The sequence below is a fragment of the Streptomyces xanthii genome (assembly GCF_014621695.1).
In the GTDB taxonomy this organism is placed as follows: Bacteria; Actinomycetota; Actinomycetes; order Streptomycetales; family Streptomycetaceae; genus Streptomyces; species Streptomyces xanthii.
Genome location: NZ_CP061281.1, coordinates 805,453 through 821,541, shown reverse-complemented (window position 1 = coordinate 821,541; position 16,089 = coordinate 805,453). Strand labels below are relative to the sequence as shown.

18 protein-coding genes are annotated in these 16,089 nt (G+C 72.2%); 7 read left to right on the top strand and 11 right to left on the bottom strand.

Features of this window, described 5'->3' with window-relative positions; all coding sequences use genetic code 11:
* Window positions 1-14: 14 nt before the first annotated feature.
* Window positions 15-1,229: a metallophosphoesterase gene (locus IAG42_RS04025; protein ID WP_188335627.1), complete on the bottom strand. Its 1,215-nt coding sequence runs from the start codon at window positions 1,227-1,229 to the stop codon at window positions 15-17.
* 179 nt (window positions 1,230-1,408) lie between these two features.
* Here IAG42_RS04025 and IAG42_RS04020 point away from each other — a divergent pair, with 179 nt between their 5' ends.
* On the top strand, window positions 1,409-2,002 hold the full coding sequence (locus IAG42_RS04020; RefSeq protein WP_188335626.1) for a GPP34 family phosphoprotein: 594 nt from the start codon (window positions 1,409-1,411) through the stop codon (window positions 2,000-2,002).
* A gap of 36 nt (window positions 2,003-2,038) precedes the next feature.
* On the opposite strand, the gene IAG42_RS04015 is transcribed toward IAG42_RS04020, so the two are convergent.
* Both IAG42_RS04015 and IAG42_RS04010 read right to left on the bottom strand, forming a co-directional pair.
* The gene (locus tag IAG42_RS04015) at window positions 2,039-3,544 is read right to left on the bottom strand and encodes a carotenoid oxygenase family protein (RefSeq protein WP_188341172.1); all 1,506 of its coding nucleotides are present in this window, start codon (window positions 3,542-3,544) and stop codon (window positions 2,039-2,041) included.
* 175 nt (window positions 3,545-3,719) lie between these two features.
* Window positions 3,720-4,217 carry a cupin domain-containing protein gene (locus tag IAG42_RS04010; protein ID WP_188335625.1) on the bottom strand — a complete coding sequence of 166 codons (498 nt, stop codon included), beginning with the start codon at window positions 4,215-4,217 and terminating at the stop codon, window positions 3,720-3,722.
* 66 nt (window positions 4,218-4,283) lie between these two features.
* Between IAG42_RS04010 and IAG42_RS04005 the strand changes: the two genes are divergently transcribed.
* Window positions 4,284-4,961, top strand: a complete 678-nt coding sequence (locus tag IAG42_RS04005; RefSeq protein WP_188335624.1) for a TetR/AcrR family transcriptional regulator — start codon at window positions 4,284-4,286, stop codon at window positions 4,959-4,961.
* A gap of 31 nt (window positions 4,962-4,992) precedes the next feature.
* On the opposite strand, the gene IAG42_RS04000 is transcribed toward IAG42_RS04005, so the two are convergent.
* Window positions 4,993-5,694, bottom strand: a complete 702-nt coding sequence (locus IAG42_RS04000) for a helix-turn-helix domain-containing protein (RefSeq protein ID WP_188335623.1) — start codon at window positions 5,692-5,694, stop codon at window positions 4,993-4,995.
* A 341-nt stretch (window positions 5,695-6,035) separates the two neighbouring features.
* Here IAG42_RS04000 and IAG42_RS03995 point away from each other — a divergent pair, with 341 nt between their 5' ends.
* Window positions 6,036-7,505: an NCS2 family permease gene (locus IAG42_RS03995; protein WP_188335622.1), complete on the top strand. Its 1,470-nt coding sequence runs from the start codon at window positions 6,036-6,038 to the stop codon at window positions 7,503-7,505.
* A gap of 248 nt (window positions 7,506-7,753) precedes the next feature.
* Window positions 7,754-7,927: a CsbD family protein gene (locus tag IAG42_RS03990; RefSeq protein ID WP_188335621.1), complete on the top strand. Its 174-nt coding sequence runs from the start codon at window positions 7,754-7,756 to the stop codon at window positions 7,925-7,927.
* 144 nt (window positions 7,928-8,071) lie between these two features.
* On the opposite strand, the gene IAG42_RS03985 is transcribed toward IAG42_RS03990, so the two are convergent.
* From IAG42_RS03985 to IAG42_RS03970, 4 genes are read right to left on the bottom strand one after another with little or no spacing between them, the layout of a single operon-like run.
* Window positions 8,072-8,800 (bottom strand): metallophosphoesterase family protein, encoded by a 729-nt coding sequence (locus IAG42_RS03985; protein ID WP_188335620.1) that lies wholly within the window; start codon window positions 8,798-8,800, stop codon window positions 8,072-8,074.
* Window positions 8,797-9,051, bottom strand: coding sequence for a hypothetical protein (locus tag IAG42_RS03980; protein WP_188335619.1), 255 nt, complete (start codon window positions 9,049-9,051; stop codon window positions 8,797-8,799). Before IAG42_RS03980 ends, IAG42_RS03985 begins: the two co-directional genes overlap by 4 nt.
* A complete protein-coding gene (locus IAG42_RS03975) occupies window positions 9,048-9,746 on the bottom strand; it encodes a nucleotidyltransferase family protein (RefSeq protein ID WP_188335618.1) in 699 nt (232 codons plus the stop codon). The genes IAG42_RS03980 and IAG42_RS03975 overlap by 4 nt, the downstream gene beginning before the upstream one ends.
* Window positions 9,747-9,763: 17 nt before the next feature.
* The gene (locus tag IAG42_RS03970) at window positions 9,764-10,276 is read right to left on the bottom strand and encodes a DUF5709 domain-containing protein (RefSeq protein WP_188335617.1); all 513 of its coding nucleotides are present in this window, start codon (window positions 10,274-10,276) and stop codon (window positions 9,764-9,766) included.
* Window positions 10,277-10,500: 224 nt separating this feature from the next.
* Here IAG42_RS03970 and IAG42_RS03965 point away from each other — a divergent pair, with 224 nt between their 5' ends.
* Genes IAG42_RS03965 through IAG42_RS03960 form a run of 3 tightly spaced genes read left to right on the top strand, consistent with a single transcriptional unit; the run spans window position 10,501 to window position 12,065 of the window.
* Window positions 10,501-10,671, top strand: coding sequence for a hypothetical protein (locus tag IAG42_RS03965; RefSeq protein ID WP_188341794.1), 171 nt, complete (start codon window positions 10,501-10,503; stop codon window positions 10,669-10,671).
* A gap of 49 nt (window positions 10,672-10,720) precedes the next feature.
* Window positions 10,721-10,849, top strand: coding sequence for an LPFR motif small protein (locus tag IAG42_RS38320; RefSeq protein ID WP_262928305.1), 129 nt, complete (start codon window positions 10,721-10,723; stop codon window positions 10,847-10,849).
* Window positions 10,850-10,880: 31 nt separating this feature from the next.
* The gene (locus IAG42_RS03960; RefSeq protein WP_188335616.1) at window positions 10,881-12,065 is read left to right on the top strand and encodes an alcohol dehydrogenase catalytic domain-containing protein; all 1,185 of its coding nucleotides are present in this window, start codon (window positions 10,881-10,883) and stop codon (window positions 12,063-12,065) included.
* A 60-nt stretch (window positions 12,066-12,125) separates the two neighbouring features.
* On the opposite strand, the gene IAG42_RS03955 is transcribed toward IAG42_RS03960, so the two are convergent.
* The 3 genes from IAG42_RS03955 to IAG42_RS03945 all read right to left on the bottom strand — a co-directional run bounded on the left by IAG42_RS03955 (window position 12,126) and on the right by IAG42_RS03945 (window position 15,953).
* Window positions 12,126-14,561, bottom strand: a complete 2,436-nt coding sequence (locus tag IAG42_RS03955; RefSeq protein ID WP_223205848.1) for a molybdopterin oxidoreductase family protein — start codon at window positions 14,559-14,561, stop codon at window positions 12,126-12,128.
* Window positions 14,562-14,607: 46 nt separating this feature from the next.
* Entirely contained in the window at window positions 14,608-14,802 is a 195-nt protein-coding gene (locus IAG42_RS03950; RefSeq protein WP_188335614.1) for a hypothetical protein, read from the bottom strand.
* A gap of 119 nt (window positions 14,803-14,921) precedes the next feature.
* The gene (locus IAG42_RS03945; RefSeq protein ID WP_188335613.1) at window positions 14,922-15,953 is read right to left on the bottom strand and encodes an NAD-dependent epimerase/dehydratase family protein; all 1,032 of its coding nucleotides are present in this window, start codon (window positions 15,951-15,953) and stop codon (window positions 14,922-14,924) included.
* Window positions 15,954-16,089: the final 136 nt, after the last annotated feature.

Below are 16,089 nucleotides of genomic sequence, written 5' to 3'. Positions count from 1 at the left end.
GGCCGGCCGTGCTGTCAGGCGGTCGGCTGCGGGGAGCGCAGGACGAGGAGGGTGATCTCGCTGGGGGCGAAGATGCGGAACGGCGGGCCCCAGAAGCCGGTGCCGCGGCTGGTGTAGAGGAGGGTGCGGTCGCCGTGGCGGCTGAGGCCGGCGAGGGCCGGCTGGTCGATGCGGACCAGGTGGTGGAAGGGCCAGATCTGCCCGCCGTGGGTGTGGCCGGACAGCTGGAGGTCGACGCCGCCGGCCGCGGCTTCGTCGACGAACTTGGGCTGGTGGGCCAGGAGCAGGACCGGGTGCTCGGGGTCGGCGCCGTCCAGCGCTCCGGCGAGATGGGCGCGGTGGCCCGCCAGACCGGAGGACTCGGCGGTGACGTCGTCCACGCCCGCGACCACGAGGGTGTCACCGCCGCGCTCGAGGAGCAGATGGCGGTTGCGCAGCGGCTCCCAGCCCAGTTCGTCCATGAGGTCGACCCAGCCCTGGGCCTCGCTGTAGTACTCGTGGTTGCCGGTGACGTAGACCCGGGCACGGGTGGCCCGTACGGTGCCGAGCGGGGCGGCCTGGGCACGGCGCCGCTCGGCGGTGCCGTCCGCGATGTCGCCGGTGTGGCAGACCAGGTCGGCGTCCAGGGTGTTCACCGTGTCGCAGACCCGGGCCGACCAGCGGGCGCGGTCCAGGGGCCCGTAGTGCGTGTCGGTGATGAGGGCGACACGGGTGCCGTCCAAGCCGGCGCCCAGGCGCGGGAGTTCGATGTCGAGCCGGCGCACCCGCGGTACCCGGCGGGCCTCGGCGTATCCCCAGGCGAGGAGTACGGCGGCCGTGCCGAGGGTCGCCCAGGCGACGATCCGGGCCCGGTCCTGGCCGTCGCCGACACCGGCCACGCTCAGGGCGAGGCGCAGCAGGACGCCGAGCAGGACGGACCACGTGAACAGCGTCCAGCTCGTGCCCAGCAGAGTGTCCCCGACGATCGCCGCCCGGTCCTGTTGCCGCTTGCCGTGGCCGCGCACCATCGCGAGCGGCATGCCGGTCAGGCCGAGGGCGAACAGGACCGTTCCGGCCGCCGTGACGGGGACGGGCCAGCCCTGACCGGCGTACAGCAGGAGCCAGCAGGGCACGGTCCACAGCAGGACGGGCGCGATCAGCGGGAGCAGGCCCAGCAGGCGGCGCAGTCGTCTTTGCCGTGCCTCGCGCGCCGCGCTGTCGACGGAACGCTTCTCGTGGGTGTCGGTCACGCTTCCCCTCCTCGGGCAACCGGGCGACGGGGCTGCCGACGCGCACTGTATCCGGCGGCCGCCGGGGCCAGGTTTCCGGCTGCCGTCGGAGCCCGGCAGGATGCCGCGTCCGTCCGCGCCTCCGGAGCGATCCGGGGCGAGGCCTCGTACGCTGGCCGACACCGTCAGAGGGAGCGCTCATGAACACCGCACGGGACCTGCTGCTCATCTCCTTGGACCGGGAGCACGGTGTTCCCGCGGACCAGGGCGCCCTGTCGCTCGCTCTTGCCGGCGGGGAGCTCGTCGACCTCGTGCGCGCGGAGGCTGCCGCCGTGCGAGAGGAGCGCATCGTGCCGGGGCTCGCGCCCGCGCAGGACGACGAGCTGATGCGGCAGGCCGTGTCGTCGCTGGTGCGCGAGGAACCGTTCGAGCTGGTCGACGACTGGCTGTGGCGTCGGGGAAACGGGCTGGCCAAGGAGTACGTGGCCGGGCTCCGGGCCGAGGGCCTGGTCACGAGGAAGCCGCACCGCTTCAGGCCCGGCCCGCCCGAGACCCTCGCGTCGGCGGCGCGTGAGGTCGCCGTCGCCCGCTGGGAGGCGGGTGAGCCGGTGCTCCAGGCCCTGGTCGCCGCGCTGCGGCAGGGGGACGAGTCGGCGGTCGACGCCTCGGGCCTGTCGGACCAGGTGGTGACGGTGCTGGCCGCGGTCGGCGGCGCCGAACTGGAACTGGAGGCGGAGCGGCAGCGCCGGTCCGTCGAGAACGCCGCGTTCGACAACATCTGGCGCGGCGCCTGAGCGGGAACCCGCGCCCGGCGCCGCGCCGGGGCCCGACTAGGCGTCCGCCACCCAGCTGCCGTGGAATCCCAGCGGTACCCGGCCGGGAAGGTGGATCCGGGCCAGCGGGCGCCCGCCGAAGTCCTGGGCCGAGAGGATCACCAGGTCGGTCGCGCCCCGGCCCGGGTCGTTCACGTACGACAGGACGTAGCCGTCGTCCTCGTCCCGGGCCCCGCGCCGCGGGACGAACACCGGCTCGCTCACCGCCGCGCCGTCGGGGAAGCGGATCAGCTGCGTGCTGCCGCGCAGCATGTCGTGCTTGATCAGATGGTTGGTGAACTTCTCGTCGGGCGGCACCCCGTCGGCCGTCTCGTACGCGCGCCACATCTCGGCCGCGCTCGCGGTGTAGGCGTAGCGGTGCCGGTGCGCGACCAGGGATTCGTTGATGCGGGGGAACTCCTGCGGGCGGTCGTCGAGGCGACTGCTGCGGACCCGGCCCGCGCGCGGATCGATCGTCCAGCGGTCCAGCGTCGGGGACCCGGTCGCGCACGGCCCGCCCATGCCGCGCCCGGCGGCGTGGAACGGCGCGGGGAACCCGATGTACTCCATCACCACGGAGTCGCCGTGGTCGTAGGCGTTGAGCGTGTGCGAGTAGTACACGGGGTCGATCTCGAACCAGCGCGTGGTGCCACCGGCACGGGGCAACAGGCCGATGCGCATGGGGTGTCCGTCGTTCCACACATACGGCACGATCGCGCCCGCCTCCGCCGCGGCGGCGTCGAAGGTGATCGGCACGTCCACGATCACCACGTACTTCTCGGTGAGCGCGAAGTCGTGCATCATCGGCGCGTCCGTGACGGGAACCCGCGTGGTCCGTGCCACCCGGCCGGTCCGGTCGATCATGATGTGCCGCACGTGGTCCCAGGTGGGGTAGTACGCGATCGCGTGCAACTCGTCCGCCGCCGCGTCGTACTTGGTGTGCGCGGTGAACGCGCCCTCGAGCGTGGAGCGGAAGTCGTACGGGCGCACCGTCCCCAGCTCCCCGTCCAGCTCGTACGGCAGGGGACCGCCTTCCTGCAGCGCCAGGACGCGGCCCTTGTACGGGATCACGTAGGTGTTGCACGCGAAGTCGTCCGGCGGCACCTGTCCCGGGTACCGCTCGCCCAGCTTCGACGTCACCCGGGAGGAGCGGACCCAGCGGTTGCGGTACCACTCGGCGCGCCCGTCGCGCAGCCGGACCCCGTGCACCATTCCGTCGCCGAGCATCCAGTGGTGGGCGCGGACGTCCTCCAGGCCCAGGGCGTTGGGGCCGTTGCGCAGGTAGCGGCCGTCGAGATCGCGGGGGATGCGGCCGGTCACCTCCAGGTCGAAGGCGGTCAACTCCTCGGTGACCGGAGCGAAGGCACCTTCCAGGAACGGCCTCGCCTCCCTCGTGCCCCCGGCCATGTGGCTGCCCCGCGCCGCAGCCGTGAAGAAGCCGGTCCCGAGACCGCTCCCGACCGCGCCGCCCGCCGCGGCGACCGCCGCGCCCTTGAGGAGACCCCGCCGTGTGTGACTGGCCATCATGCTTCCCCGTCCCGTGGTCGATACCGGTCCCCGCCGACGGCACTCGTACCGACGGGAACAACCCTGACGGGAAGCAACGCTCCTCCTCCGCCGCCCGCGACACAGTCGGCCCAGGGCCCGGGCGGGGTGGTGCCGGCACCACCCCGCCCGGGCCCTGGAGCGACGTCTGCGCTCAAGTGGCCGGGATGCCCGGCGGTGGGCCGAGGATCTCGATGTGGTGGCGGGCGGCGGCGTGCCCGAGGGCCGCCGGGTCGAAGGGGCCGGGATCGGGGAGGCGCCGCTCCCGTGCCGGTGCCCCGACGTCCGCCGCGAAGTCCTCGAAGCCGGACGGTGTGGTGATCTGCAGACAGCGCAGCGGCTCCTGGGCGCCGACCACGAAGGTGTGCGGCACGCCGACCGGCAGCAGCACGAAGTCCCCGGGGCGGGCCTCCAGTTCCTGCCCGTCGCACAGGAAGCGGGCGGTTCCCGACAGGACGTAGAACATCTCGTCTTCTTCCAGATGCCGGTGCAGCGGGGGTGCGAAGCCGGCCGGGTTGAGGAACTCCGCCACGGTGAGCCGGCCCCGGGTCTGTGCTCCGGAGGCCTTGAGGGTGACCAGATTCCCGAGGAACCACAGCGCTTCGCCCTCGGTGCTTCCCAGGAGGTAAGGACGGTTGACGGACGACGACATGGCCGCCTCCTGCTCCACAATTTGGAGAGACAGTGTCTATTCAATACTAAGCTAGAATGTCCAATTATGGGAGCCCGAGACGATGTGCGGCGTCGGTACGCCTCGCCGCTGCGGGAGCAGCGGGCCCGCCAGACCCGGCAGGCGGTCCTCGCGGCCGCGACCCGCCTCTTCGTCGCCCGCGGTTACGCCGCCACGTCCCTCGCCGACATCGCCGCCGGCGCCGAGGTGGCCCGGCCGACCGTCTTCGCCGCGTACGGATCCAAGGCCGCGCTGCTGCGCGAGGCGGTGGACCAGGCGCTGGCCGGTGACGACGAACCGGTCCCCGTGGCGGAGCGGCCCTGGTTCCGGCCGGTGTGGGACGCCCGCACCCCGGAAGCGGTGCTGCGCGCCTACGCCGAGGTGTGCCGCGTCATCGGCGAACGCGCGGCGGAGATCTTCGAGGTGGTCCGGCGCGCGGCGGACGGGGGAGCCGAGCCGGCCGCCCTCTGGGACACGATGCAGCGCAACCGGCGCGCCGGAGCCGCCATGGTGGTCGACCGGCTCGAGGCGCTCGCCTCCGCGCCGCCCGCCCTCGAGCGGGAGCGCGCCGTGGATGTCGTGTGGATGTACAACGACCCCGCCCATTACCGGTCGTTGGTGCTGACATGCGGCTGGAGCGGTGAGGAGTACGCCGCGTGGATCGCCGGGCAGATGGCCCACGGCCTCGGCGTCGCCCTCGGCGGCGGGCGGCGCCGAGGGCGGTGACGGCGGATGGGTTTCAGGGTGCGCCGAACGACTAGCCCTGCGCCTCCAGCAGGTCCCAGAAGCGGTCGGTGACCCGTTCCAGATAGGCGCGCCCCTGCTCCCCGGACGCCGCCGCGGTCGTCGCGCGGCTGAGGGTGGCCGTCATCAGGTGCTGGTACTCCTGGTGCATCGTGCGCAGCGGCTCGGCGAGGGCGCGTCGGTCGAGACCCGTGAGCTTGGCGATCGCGCGGGCGTGGGCCTGCCAGCGGGTGCTCACCGCCTCGCCGAGGAGTTCGGCGAGCCGGCCGTTGTCGCCGGTGACGGACATGCGGTCGCGCTGGGACAGCCCGAGGACCGAGGCCAGCGCCTTCGTCTGCCGGTCGTCGCCGGGCCAGACGCCGGTGCGCTCGGCCTCCTCGTACACGCCGAGATCCATGCCGACCGCGCGGGCCACGTCCGTCGCCGCGTAACCGCGGATCAGGCGGTGCTCACGCAACGCGCGCGGCGTACCGATGAGTTGGGTCGGATCACACCACAACACGCTGGCCAGCGCGGTCAGTTCGGCGGGGCTCGGTGAGGCGAGGCCCCGCTCCCAGGCGGTGACCGTCCCGGGCGTGATGTACGTCAGGCCGAAGGAGGAGCTCAGGCCGTGCGCGACATGGCCCGGAGCCATGCCGAGCGACTCGCGGATACGGCGGGCCGCCACCGCGTCGAAGGGTGGGGGCGGGGCATGGGGGGAGGGGGGACCAGGCACAGCCGGGATGATAGAGGGGCATATGTGTTTTGGCTACTGTGTGTTCAGTCAACAGTGCATTTTGTGAGGGTCACCAAGCGTGTCCGGCCGCATGCGGCCCTGGCGGGGCCCGGTTCGTGGGATCTCCATAACATCCTTGCAACTACTGACCGATGGAACAGCTTCCGTCCCGCCCGCCACGGCGGTTGTCCGTATGATCCTCAGCGCTTCGCATGTGCGTTCGTGCATCGCGACACCTGTCGCGATGTCAGAGGATCCTCCCAACTGTCCTTGATTCCGGATGCATTCCCCATGTCCGCCCATGTGTCGTGCCCGCGACACGTGCAGATGCAGGAGACTCGATGAGTTCCCCCAGCGCGACCGGCGCACCGTACGACGCGCATCCCCCGGCCGGCAGCCCTCCCCGCACCCCCGGCGGTCCGCTCGACCGCTACTTCCGGATCACCGAACGCGGTTCGACGTACGGCCGTGAGATACGCGGTGGTGTCGCCACGTTCTTCACGATGGCGTACATCCTCGTGCTCAACCCGATCATCCTGAGCGCGGCCGAGGACAAGACCGGCGCCCAGCTCGACCCGGCCCAACTCGTCACCGCGACCGCGCTCGTCGCCGCCGTCATGACCGTCATCATGGGCGTCGGCGGCAACCTCCCGCTCGCCCTCGCCGCGGGCCTCGGTCTCAACGCCGTCGTGGCCTTCCAGCTCGCCCCGCTCATGACGTGGGACGACGCGATGGGTCTGATCGTGCTCGAGGGGCTCATCATCTGCGTGCTGGTCCTGACCGGACTGCGCGAAGCCGTCATGCACGCCATCCCGCAGCCGCTCAAGCAGGCCATCAGCGTGGGCATCGGCCTGTTCATCGCCTTCATCGGCTTCGTCGACGCCGGCTTCGTCACCCGCGTCCCCGACGCCGCCAACACCACCGTGCCCGTGCAGCTCGGCACCGGCAGCCTCACCGGCTGGCCCATGCTCGTCTTCGCGCTCGGCGTCGTGCTGACCATCGTGCTGCTCGCCCGCAAGGTCAAGGGCGCGATCCTCATCAGCATCGTCGCGATGACCGTGCTCGCCGTCGTCCTCGACCAGCTCGCCGACATCAAGACCTGGGGTCTGACCACGCCCGCGATCCCGGACTCCGTCGTCGCGTCCCCCGACTTCGGACTGCTCGGCAACTTCGACGTGTTCGGCGCGTTCGGCCAGGTCAGCGTCGTCACCGTGCTGCTGCTCGTCTTCACGCTCATCCTGTCGGACTTCTTCGACACCATGGGCACCGTCGTCGGCGTGACCGCCGAGGCCGGCCTCCTCGACGAGCGCGGCCAGGTTCCCAACCTCGGCCGGGTGCTCCTCATCGACGGCGCCGCCGCCGTGGCCGGCGGCGCAGCGTCCGCGTCCTCCGCGACGACCTACATCGAGTCGGCGGCGGGCGTCGGCGAAGGCGCCCGCACGGGCTTCGCCAACCTCTTCACCGGTGGCCTGTTCGCCCTCGCGCTGTTCCTGACCCCCGTACTCACCATCGTGCCGCTCCAGGCGGCCGCCCCCGCCCTCGTGGCCGTGGGCTTCCTGATGATGACGCAGGTCAAGCACATCGACTGGGACCGCTACGACATCGCCATCCCGGCGTTCCTCACCATCGCCGTCATGCCGTTCACGTACTCCATCACCAACGGCATCGGCGCCGGCTTCCTCGCCTACGTCATCATCAAGACGGCGCTCGGCAAGGCGCGTGAGGTGCACTGGCTGCTGTGGGGGACCTCGGTCCTCTTCCTCGTCTACTTCGCCATCGACCCGATCGAGCAGCTCCTCGGGGTCAAGTAGCCGTATGGCAGTGCTGAGTTGATGTGATGAGGGGCCCGGGAAGATCCGGGCCCCTCTCGCGTCCCGCCCGGCGGTAGCCCCCGCTGCCCGCCCCGGCCTGCGCCTCACCGCCGCGGAACTCGGCGCCGTGTACCTGGGCGGCCGCGTTCCCCGCGTTCTGACCCTGCGTGTTCGTCTCGGTTGCGGGCTCCGGCAGGGCGGCGCAAGGTGGAAGCACTCCCACCACTCAACGTAAAGGAGTGCTCACCATGAGTAAGTCCAAAGCCAAGGCGAAGCAGGTCAAGGGCAAGATGAAGGAGGCCGCCGGAAAGGCCATGGACGACCAGGGCATGCGGGCGGAAGGACGCGCCGAGCAGGCCCACGGTCAGATGCAGGAGGCCGCGTCGAAGGTGGCCGACCGGGCGAGGCGGTCCGGCCGCTGAGGCCCACGCATCATGATGGAGGCGCCGCAGTCGCGGCGCCTCCACATGTGTCCCCACACTCCCTCACGGCCGTCCCGTCCGGCCTGTCACCCGGGTGACCCGATGCGCGACGCGTAAACGTCCCGGCCGGCAACAGCGGGCGGATCAGGCCGCATCGGGGAAGCTGTACACGCTGAATGCCTTCCGGATCACCGGCTGCGCCACATTGCGTACGGGGACGCCGCCGCCGGTCATCCCGTGCTCCGTGCCCGCGTGCGCATGCCCGTGCACCGCGAGGTCGGCGCCCGCCGCGTCGATGGCCTCCGCCAGCAGATAACTGCCGAGGAACGGATAGATCTCGGGCGGTTCCCCGGCGAGCGTGTCCGGCACCGGTGAGAAGTGTGTGAGCGCGACGCGGACGGCGCAGTCCTGTTCCGCCAACTCCTCCAGCGCGGTGCGCAGTCCCTCGGCGCAGCGGCGGGTGTACCGGATGAACTCCTTCATCAGCGGCTCACCGAACTCGCTGCCGCACCGCCCGGCGAAACCACCGCCGAACCCCTTGGTCCCGGCGACCCCCACCCGTACGCCGTCCACGTCGACGACCGTCCCCTGCCCCTCCAGGACGTGGACGCCCGCGTCGCGGAGCACGGCGCGGACGGTGTCCGGCCGCTCGTCGTGGTGGTCGTGATTGCCGAGGACGGCGATCACCGGCACCGGGAGCCCCTCGACCTCGCGCGCCACGACCCGGGCCTCCTCCGGTGTGCCGTGCCGGGTGAGATCACCGGCCAGCAGCAGCAGGTCGGCGTGCTCGGGCAGCGTCTCGTACGCGGGCCGCAGCAGACCCTGGCTGTCCGGGCCCATGTGAATGTCGCCCACGGCCGCTACGCGCGTCATGGCAGCTCTTCCTGCCCGGTCGGCACCGACGCCTCCGTGACCACGAGGTCGAAGTGGACGGTGAGGTCGGCCAGTTCCCGCCGCACGGTCTCCATCAGTTCGGCGCGGCAGCGGGCGGTGGGCACGGAGCCGATGACCGTCACCCGCGTTCCACCGGCCTCGATGCGGAGGCCGAGCTCACCCGCTGCGCCCTCCGCGAGATGCTCGTGAAGACGGGCGATGCGGTACTCGATGCTGCCGGGCGCCGTCATGGGTGCCTCCCCGGTGCCGACTGTTCCTCCTCGTCCAGGGCGCGGATCCGGGGCGTGATGATCTGCAGACGCTCCAGCAGATAGAGGAACGCGTCGGGCATGGGCGCGTCCCCGCACTCCCGGTCGACCCGCTGCCAGTCGATCTTCTCCCGCAGTTGCCGCGCCATCGGCAGCACGGCCCCGAAATCGCAGTAGTGCTCGGAGAACGCGGACAGCAGCGCGCACAGCAGATCGGTCGGCGCCAGCACCGGCATACGTACCGAGTCGAGCGGCAACTCCGTCGCACGGGCCAGCAGTTCCGGCGTCACCGGCTCGTGCGCCAGCTCGAAGATGAGGTCGACGTCCTGGCCGAGACACTTGGCCTTGATGAGCCAGTCCTCGGGCGGTACGTGGACGGCGAGGCCGGCGTTCTCGAGCGTGGCCGCGACCGCCTCGGCGTCCTCGGGCCTGATGCAGAAGTCCACGTCGTGCTGGAGGTTCCCGGCACCGCCGTGCGCGAAGACCGCGACGCTGCCGGCGAGGGCGAAATCATGGCCCTGCTTCTTCAGCACGGAGGCCACTTGTTTGGCCGCCTCCAGAATGGCCTGGTTGAGGTCGGGGGGCAGTTCGGCGGGAGGCCCCACGGGAGTGACCGGCCGCAGCGCCGTCACCGCATCGGACAGGTGGGGCGTGACGCCCTCCGCGTTCGGAGTCATGTCAGCTCCGTTCGTTCCTAACGGTCGTCCGGGAGCGGCGGCAGGTCCACGTCGTGGATCTCGTGCACCGCCGCCTCCTCGGCTCCGGCCGCGCCGCCGTCGATGCCCCGGTCGGCCGCGGCGGACTCCTTCGTGGCATCCGGGTGAGCACCCTCGTCAGGTGCCACGAGCCGTCCGGACCTGCGGTCCCCGGCCTCCGGGTCGACCGGCTCGCCCTCGCCGCCGGGCAGATCGCCGACACCGTCGCCCGTGGGCGGCTCCTGCTCGCCGCGTTCCTGCCGCAGCCGTTCGTCGAGAGTCTCGCCCTCGCGCTGCTCGGCCGCCGTCGTGCCCTTCTTGGTGACACCCAGCGGCTTCTCGGGCGGCGAGTATCCCTCGTCGACCATGTCGTCGTACGTCCGCTCGTCCACCGCGTTCTGCAGATCGAGCGCCGCAGCGTCCTCCTGCTCCTCGTTGCCGCCGGTGGGCTGGTAGGCGTCGTCCGCCCTGCCCCGGCCGTCCGGATCGGTGCGGTCTTCCTGGTCGCTCATGAGAGACCTCGCGCTGGTAGGGGGTGGGACGCGCTGTCCGCCGATCTTTCCCGTGCTGCTCGGAGTGCCCCTGGGGTACGGGGCGAAACGTCACCGGACGGCGGGCCACGCGCCGCGTTTGACCGTGCGGACGACGGGGACCCGGCTGCAGATGAGTGGCGCAACGACGCCACCGGCACCCGCTTCGAGGGTGGGACGCAGGATCCGGAAGGGGATGGAAAGCCGTGGCCGCGCAAGTGAGAGATGCCGCGATCACCGAGCGACCCGAGACGGGCTGGGCCAAGGCACGGCGGCTCCGCAAGAGCGCGATCCGCACGTGCGTCCAGGCGACGGCGGTCATCGAAGGAACGCCGAAGCGTGAACGCGAACCGAACATCGTCCGGGGCGAGGACTGACCCACCGGTCCCCCCCCCACACACAGCACACCAGGCGGAGGAGCTCGCCATGCTGAAAGCCATCGCCGACGTCCTCCGGGCGATCGGCGGCGCCATCGCCACCGTCGTCACCCTGCCCTTCCGTGCCGTCGCCCGCCTCTTCGGCGGCGCGTCCGACACCGCCCACGGCAGGCACTGAGCAGGGACAGCGACCGAGACGGAGGAGCCCCATGCGCGCACTGACCTGGCACGGCAAACGGGACGTGCGAGTGGACCACGTGAAGGACCCGGTGCTCCAGGAACCCGACGACATCCTCGTCCGCACCACCTCGACCGGCCTGTGCGGATCCGACCTCCACCTCTACGAAGTCCTCGGGCCCTACCTGGATCCCGGCGACATCCTCGGACACGAACCCATGGGCGTCGTCGAGGACATCGGCGCGGACGTGACGGAACTCGCCGTGGGCGACCGGGTCGTGGTGCCGTTCAACATCTCGTGCGGGCACTGCCACATGTGCGGACTCGGGCTGCACTCCCAGTGTGAGACGACGCAGGTGAAGGAGCGCGGCATGGGAGCCGCGCTCTTCGGCTACACCAAGCTCTACGGCCAGGTCCCGGGCGGACAGGCCGAGTTCCTGCGCGTCCCGTTCGGCAACGACCTGCCCGTCAGGGTCCCGCACGGCCCGCCGGACGACCGGTACGTCTTCCTCTCCGACGTCCTGCCGACGGCCTGGCAGGCGGTCGCGTACGCGGACATCCCGCCCGGCGGCAGCGTCACCGTGCTCGGCCTGGGCCCGATCGGCGCGATGGCCGCGCGCATCGCCCTGCACCGGGGCGCGGGCCTCGTCGTGGGCGTCGACCTGGTGGACTCGAGGCTCGCCCGGGCACGGCAGGACGGCGCCACCGTTCTCGACCTGCGCGAACACGGCAAGGACATCGGGCGGGCCGTCCGTGAGCTCACCGACGGGCGCGGCACCGACGCGGTGATCGACGCCGTCGGCATGGAAGCACACGGCGGCCCGGTCCCGAAGGCGGCCCAATGGGGCGTGAACCTGCTCCCCGACGCCCTGGCCGCACGCGTCATGGAACGCGCCGGCGTCGACCGCCTCAGCGCCCTGTACGCCGCCGTCGACATCGTCCGCCGGGGCGGCACGATCTCGGTCTCCGGCGTGTACGGCGGAGCGGCGGACCCGCTGCCGATGCTGACCATGTTCGACAAGCAGATCCAGTTGCGCATGGGGCAGGCGAACGTGAAGCGCTGGGTCGGGGACATCCTGCCGCTGCTCACCGACGAGGACCCGCTCGGGGTGGACACGTTCGCCACGCACCACCTGCCGCTGGAGGACGGACCCCGCGCGTACGAGATGTTCCAGGCCAAGACCGACGGCATGGTGAAGACGCTGTTCCGGCCGTGACCGTGACCACGTGGCCGCGTCCTGTGGCGCGACCACCGGCCCGTGACGCCAACGGGGCGGCTAGGCGTCGGAGGAGGCTTCGGCGGCGGGGCCGCCCGTGGTGGGCGGGACGGGCTCGGGGTCGTCGGGGGCCGAGGCGGTGTTCGTGGGGGCGGGGGAGGGGTGGCCGCCGGCCCGCGTCACGAGGGTCACCTGGGCCGCGCCGATCTTGAAGAGGGGCTGCTTGGAGACCGGGTCCCAGTCGGTGATCGTGGTCTCGTTCGCGGCACGCCGGGCGTCGGCGTCCTCGGGGGCGCCGCCCGTGTCCCAATAGCCGTAATGGAAGGGCAGGAAGACCACGCCGTCGCGCAGGCCGGTGACCCGCAGCGCGGCGCGGACCGACCCCCGCGGCGTGGAGACGTCCACCAAGTCGCCCTCCGCCAGGCCACGTTCGTCGGCGTCGCGGCGGCTCATCTCCACCCACACGTCGGGCGCGGCGGCGTTCAGCTGCGGCACCCGACCCGTCTTCGTCCGGGTGTGGAAGTGGTAGAGCGTGCGGCCCGTGGTGAGTTGCAGCGGATGCTCGGCGGTCGTGTCCTCGCCCGGCGGCGTGTGGTCGGCGGCCCGCAGCAGGGCCTTGCCGTGCGGGTTGCGCGCCCGGTACGTCGCGGGGCCGACCGGATCGCCCGTCGCCAGGTCCTTGCCGTAGCTCTCGCAGACTTCGGGAGCGGCCCAGGGGAATCCGTCCGTGTACAGGCGCTCGGTGCCGGGGGAGGACGCATCGGGGCAGGGCCACTGGATTCCGTCGCCGTCGCGCAGCCGGGCGTAGGTGAGTCCGCTGTAGTCGCACGGGCGGCCCGCGCTGCACCGCTTCCACGCCTCGAACGCCGACTCCGCGTCGTGCCAGGCGACCAGCGGCGCGCCGTCCCGGTCGGTGAAACCCATGCGCTCCGCGTAGTCGAGGAAGATGTCCAGGTCGGGGCGGGCTTCGCCGGGCGGGTCGACGGCCTTCTCCGACAGATGCACCGTCCGGTCCGCGTTCGTGAACGTGCCGCGCTTCTCCGCCCACGTCGCGGCGGGCAGCACCACGTCCGCCAGGTGCGCCGTCTCGGTCAGGAACAGGTCCTGCACCACCGTGAAGAGCGAGTCCCGGCCGAGAATCGCGCGGACGCGCTCCAGTTCGGGCAGCGACACCGCGGGATTCGTGCCGCTGATCCACAGCATCCGCAGCGATCCCTCCTCGGCCTCGCGGAACATGCGCATCGCGTGCGTGGGCGGGCCGTCGTGCGGGATGCGCTCCGGGTCCACGTTCCAGACGCGGGCGAGGTCGGCCACGTGCCGCGGGTTCTGCCAGTTCCGGAAGCCGGGCAGGTCGCCGTCGGCGCCGCACTCCCGGGTGTTCTGGGCGGTCGGCTGGCCGTTCATCTGCAGGACGCCGGCGCCGGGACGGCCGAGCATGCCGCGGAGCAGGTGCAGATTGTTGACCTGGACGGCGGCGGCCGTGGCCTGGTGGGACTGGTAGACGCCCTGAAGGACGGTGGACAGCAGCCGCTCGGCGCCGCCGACCAGCTCCGCGGCCTCCTGGATCGCGGCGGCGGGCAGATCGCAGATGCCGGCGGCCCAGCGCGGGGTGCACCGCTCGACGCGGGCGGCCAGCTCCTCGTAGCCGATGGTGTGCCGCTCGACGAAGACGCGGTCGACGCGGCCGGTGCGGATCGTCTCGTGCAGAAGAGCGGAGAGGAGCGCGACGTTGGTGCCGAGCCGCGGGGCCAGGTGCACGGTGGCGCGCCGGGCCACCGGCGTGGGGCGGGGGTCCACGCACAGGAGGCGGGGCGGAGTGGGGCCCTCCAGCCGGTCCAGCATGCGCATCCACAGGACGGGCTGGGTCTCGGCGACGTTGTGCCCGAACAGGGCGATCGCATCGGCGTGGTCGACGTCCGTGTACGAGCCCGGCTGGCCGTCGCAGCCGAAGGACTGCTTGAGGGACTCGGCCGCCGTCGCCGTGCACAGGCGGGTGTTGCCGTCGAGGTGGGGGGTGCCGATGCCGGCCCGGGCCAGTACGGCGAGCGTGTAGTACTCCTCGAGGAACAGCTGCCCCGAGGTGTAGAAGCCGACGGCGTCGGGGCCCTGCCGCTCCAGCAGCTCCTTCGAGCGCCGCACGATCAGGTTCATGGCCCGGTCCCAGTCGCAGTCGACGAGGCGGCCGCGCTCGCGCACCAGGGGCCGGGTCAGCCGGTCGCGGGGGGCGTTCGCCTGCCAGCCGAACAGGTCCTTCGGCCCGAGGCGGCCGTGGTTGACGCGGTCGGACGCGCGGCCCCGTACGCCGACGATCTCGCCTCGCGCCACGGCGATGTCCATCGCGTCGCCGTTGGAATGCAGCAGGGAAGCGGAGGGCACCCACCGCTCCACGTCCTCCTCACGCGTGCCGGGGGCCAGATGCCGGTCGGTCCGGCGCGGCCACGGGCTGCCGGCGGCGTACGGGGTCCGCGGACCCCAGGGGTGCGCGATCCGGTCCACGGAGGTCTCCTCGGCTCGGCGGCGTGCGCGGCTCGCTCCTGTCGGCTCAGTCCTTCCGGGCGGACTTCTGCGCCTTCTCGTTGGGGGTGAGCGCGTCCGCGGCCTCACCGTCGTCCTTCCGGGCGAGGAGGAACTCCTTGAGCCCTTCCTCGGCGCCCCCGTCGGCGGGTGCCGTGTCCTTGCGGGCGTCACCGCGGTCGTCACCGTCGTCTCGGGGCGCGCGTGCGCGTTCCTTCGTCATGCGGTCCTCCACAGGGGCCGAAGTCGGTCAGGACTGGAGGCGGGTACCCACATTCCTCCGGCCGCAGCATGGAGGCAGCCGGAACAGCGCCGCAGCGCGAAGGGTGACGCGGACGGTTCTCAGGTGCCGAAGACGGTTCCCCTCAGCGGGGGTGTCGGTTCGCCCGCGCCGGTGCGCATGCCGTGCAGCAGTTCGTCGACCGCCGCCAGCGCGGTCTTCCGCGGCTGCCAGCCCAGTACGGCGTGGGCGCGCGAGCAGTCCATGAGCGGCAGGCGCAGCACCGCGTCGAACAGCTGCGGCGACGACGGCACCAGGTGCAGCCCGTAGGCGGCGGCCATCGCCGAGCGGGCCAGCGAACGGGGGAGCCGTACCGTGCGTGCGTCGAACTTGACGCCCAGCACGTGCGCGTCCAGCACCGGGTCGGCCGCCAGGTTGAAGGGGCCTCGCGCAGTGCCCAGCGCGGCCGTGACGAAGGCGCGGGCCGCGTCCTCGGTGTGCAGCGTCTGGACGCGGAGACCCGCGATGTCCGGCATCACCGGCAGCAGATCGGGGCGGCCCAGGAACCCCGGAACAAAGCGCCCCGCGAACAGCCTCCGCTGCTCACTCGCCGAGCCCTCCTTGAACATGAACGCCGGCCGCATCCGCACCACCCGGACCTCCCGGTGAGCCAGTTCGAAGGCGTCCAGCGCCCGCTCGAGGTAGGCCTTCTCCCGGCAGTACGCGGCTTCGGGCCAGCCGTGGGTGGGCCACGATTCGTCGACGGCCCGGTCCTGAGGCCCGGGGGAGTAGGCGCCCACGGAGGACGCGTGGACCAGGGCGGGGACGTGGGCCGCCGCCACGGCGTGCAGGACGCGCACGCTCCCGAGCACGTTCGTCCGCCAGGTGAGGGCCGGGTCCCTGGAGGGCTGCATCCGCCACGCCAGGTGCACCACGGCGTCGACGCCCCGGAACAGCCGGTCCACCTCGTCGCCGTCGGCCTCGGCGAGGTCGAGGGCGGCCCAGTCCGTCTTCGGCGGTGATTGATCCGGAACGCGGCGCGCGATCCCGAGGATCGAGTCGACGCGTGGGTCCTCGCTCAGCTGCCGCACCACGCTGGTTCCGAGATTGCCGGTCGCCCCCGTGACCGCGATGCGCAGGCCGTCGCCGTTCATGACGTGTCCCCTCGATGGTCGTCCTCTGCGGGTCTTCCTCTGCGGGGGTGCCGGGTACCCCGCGGGGAGCGGCCCAGTGCCCCGGCGGCGGTTGCAGGACGCGGTCCGCGGCCGGAGGCTTGATCTGGAGCGTCCG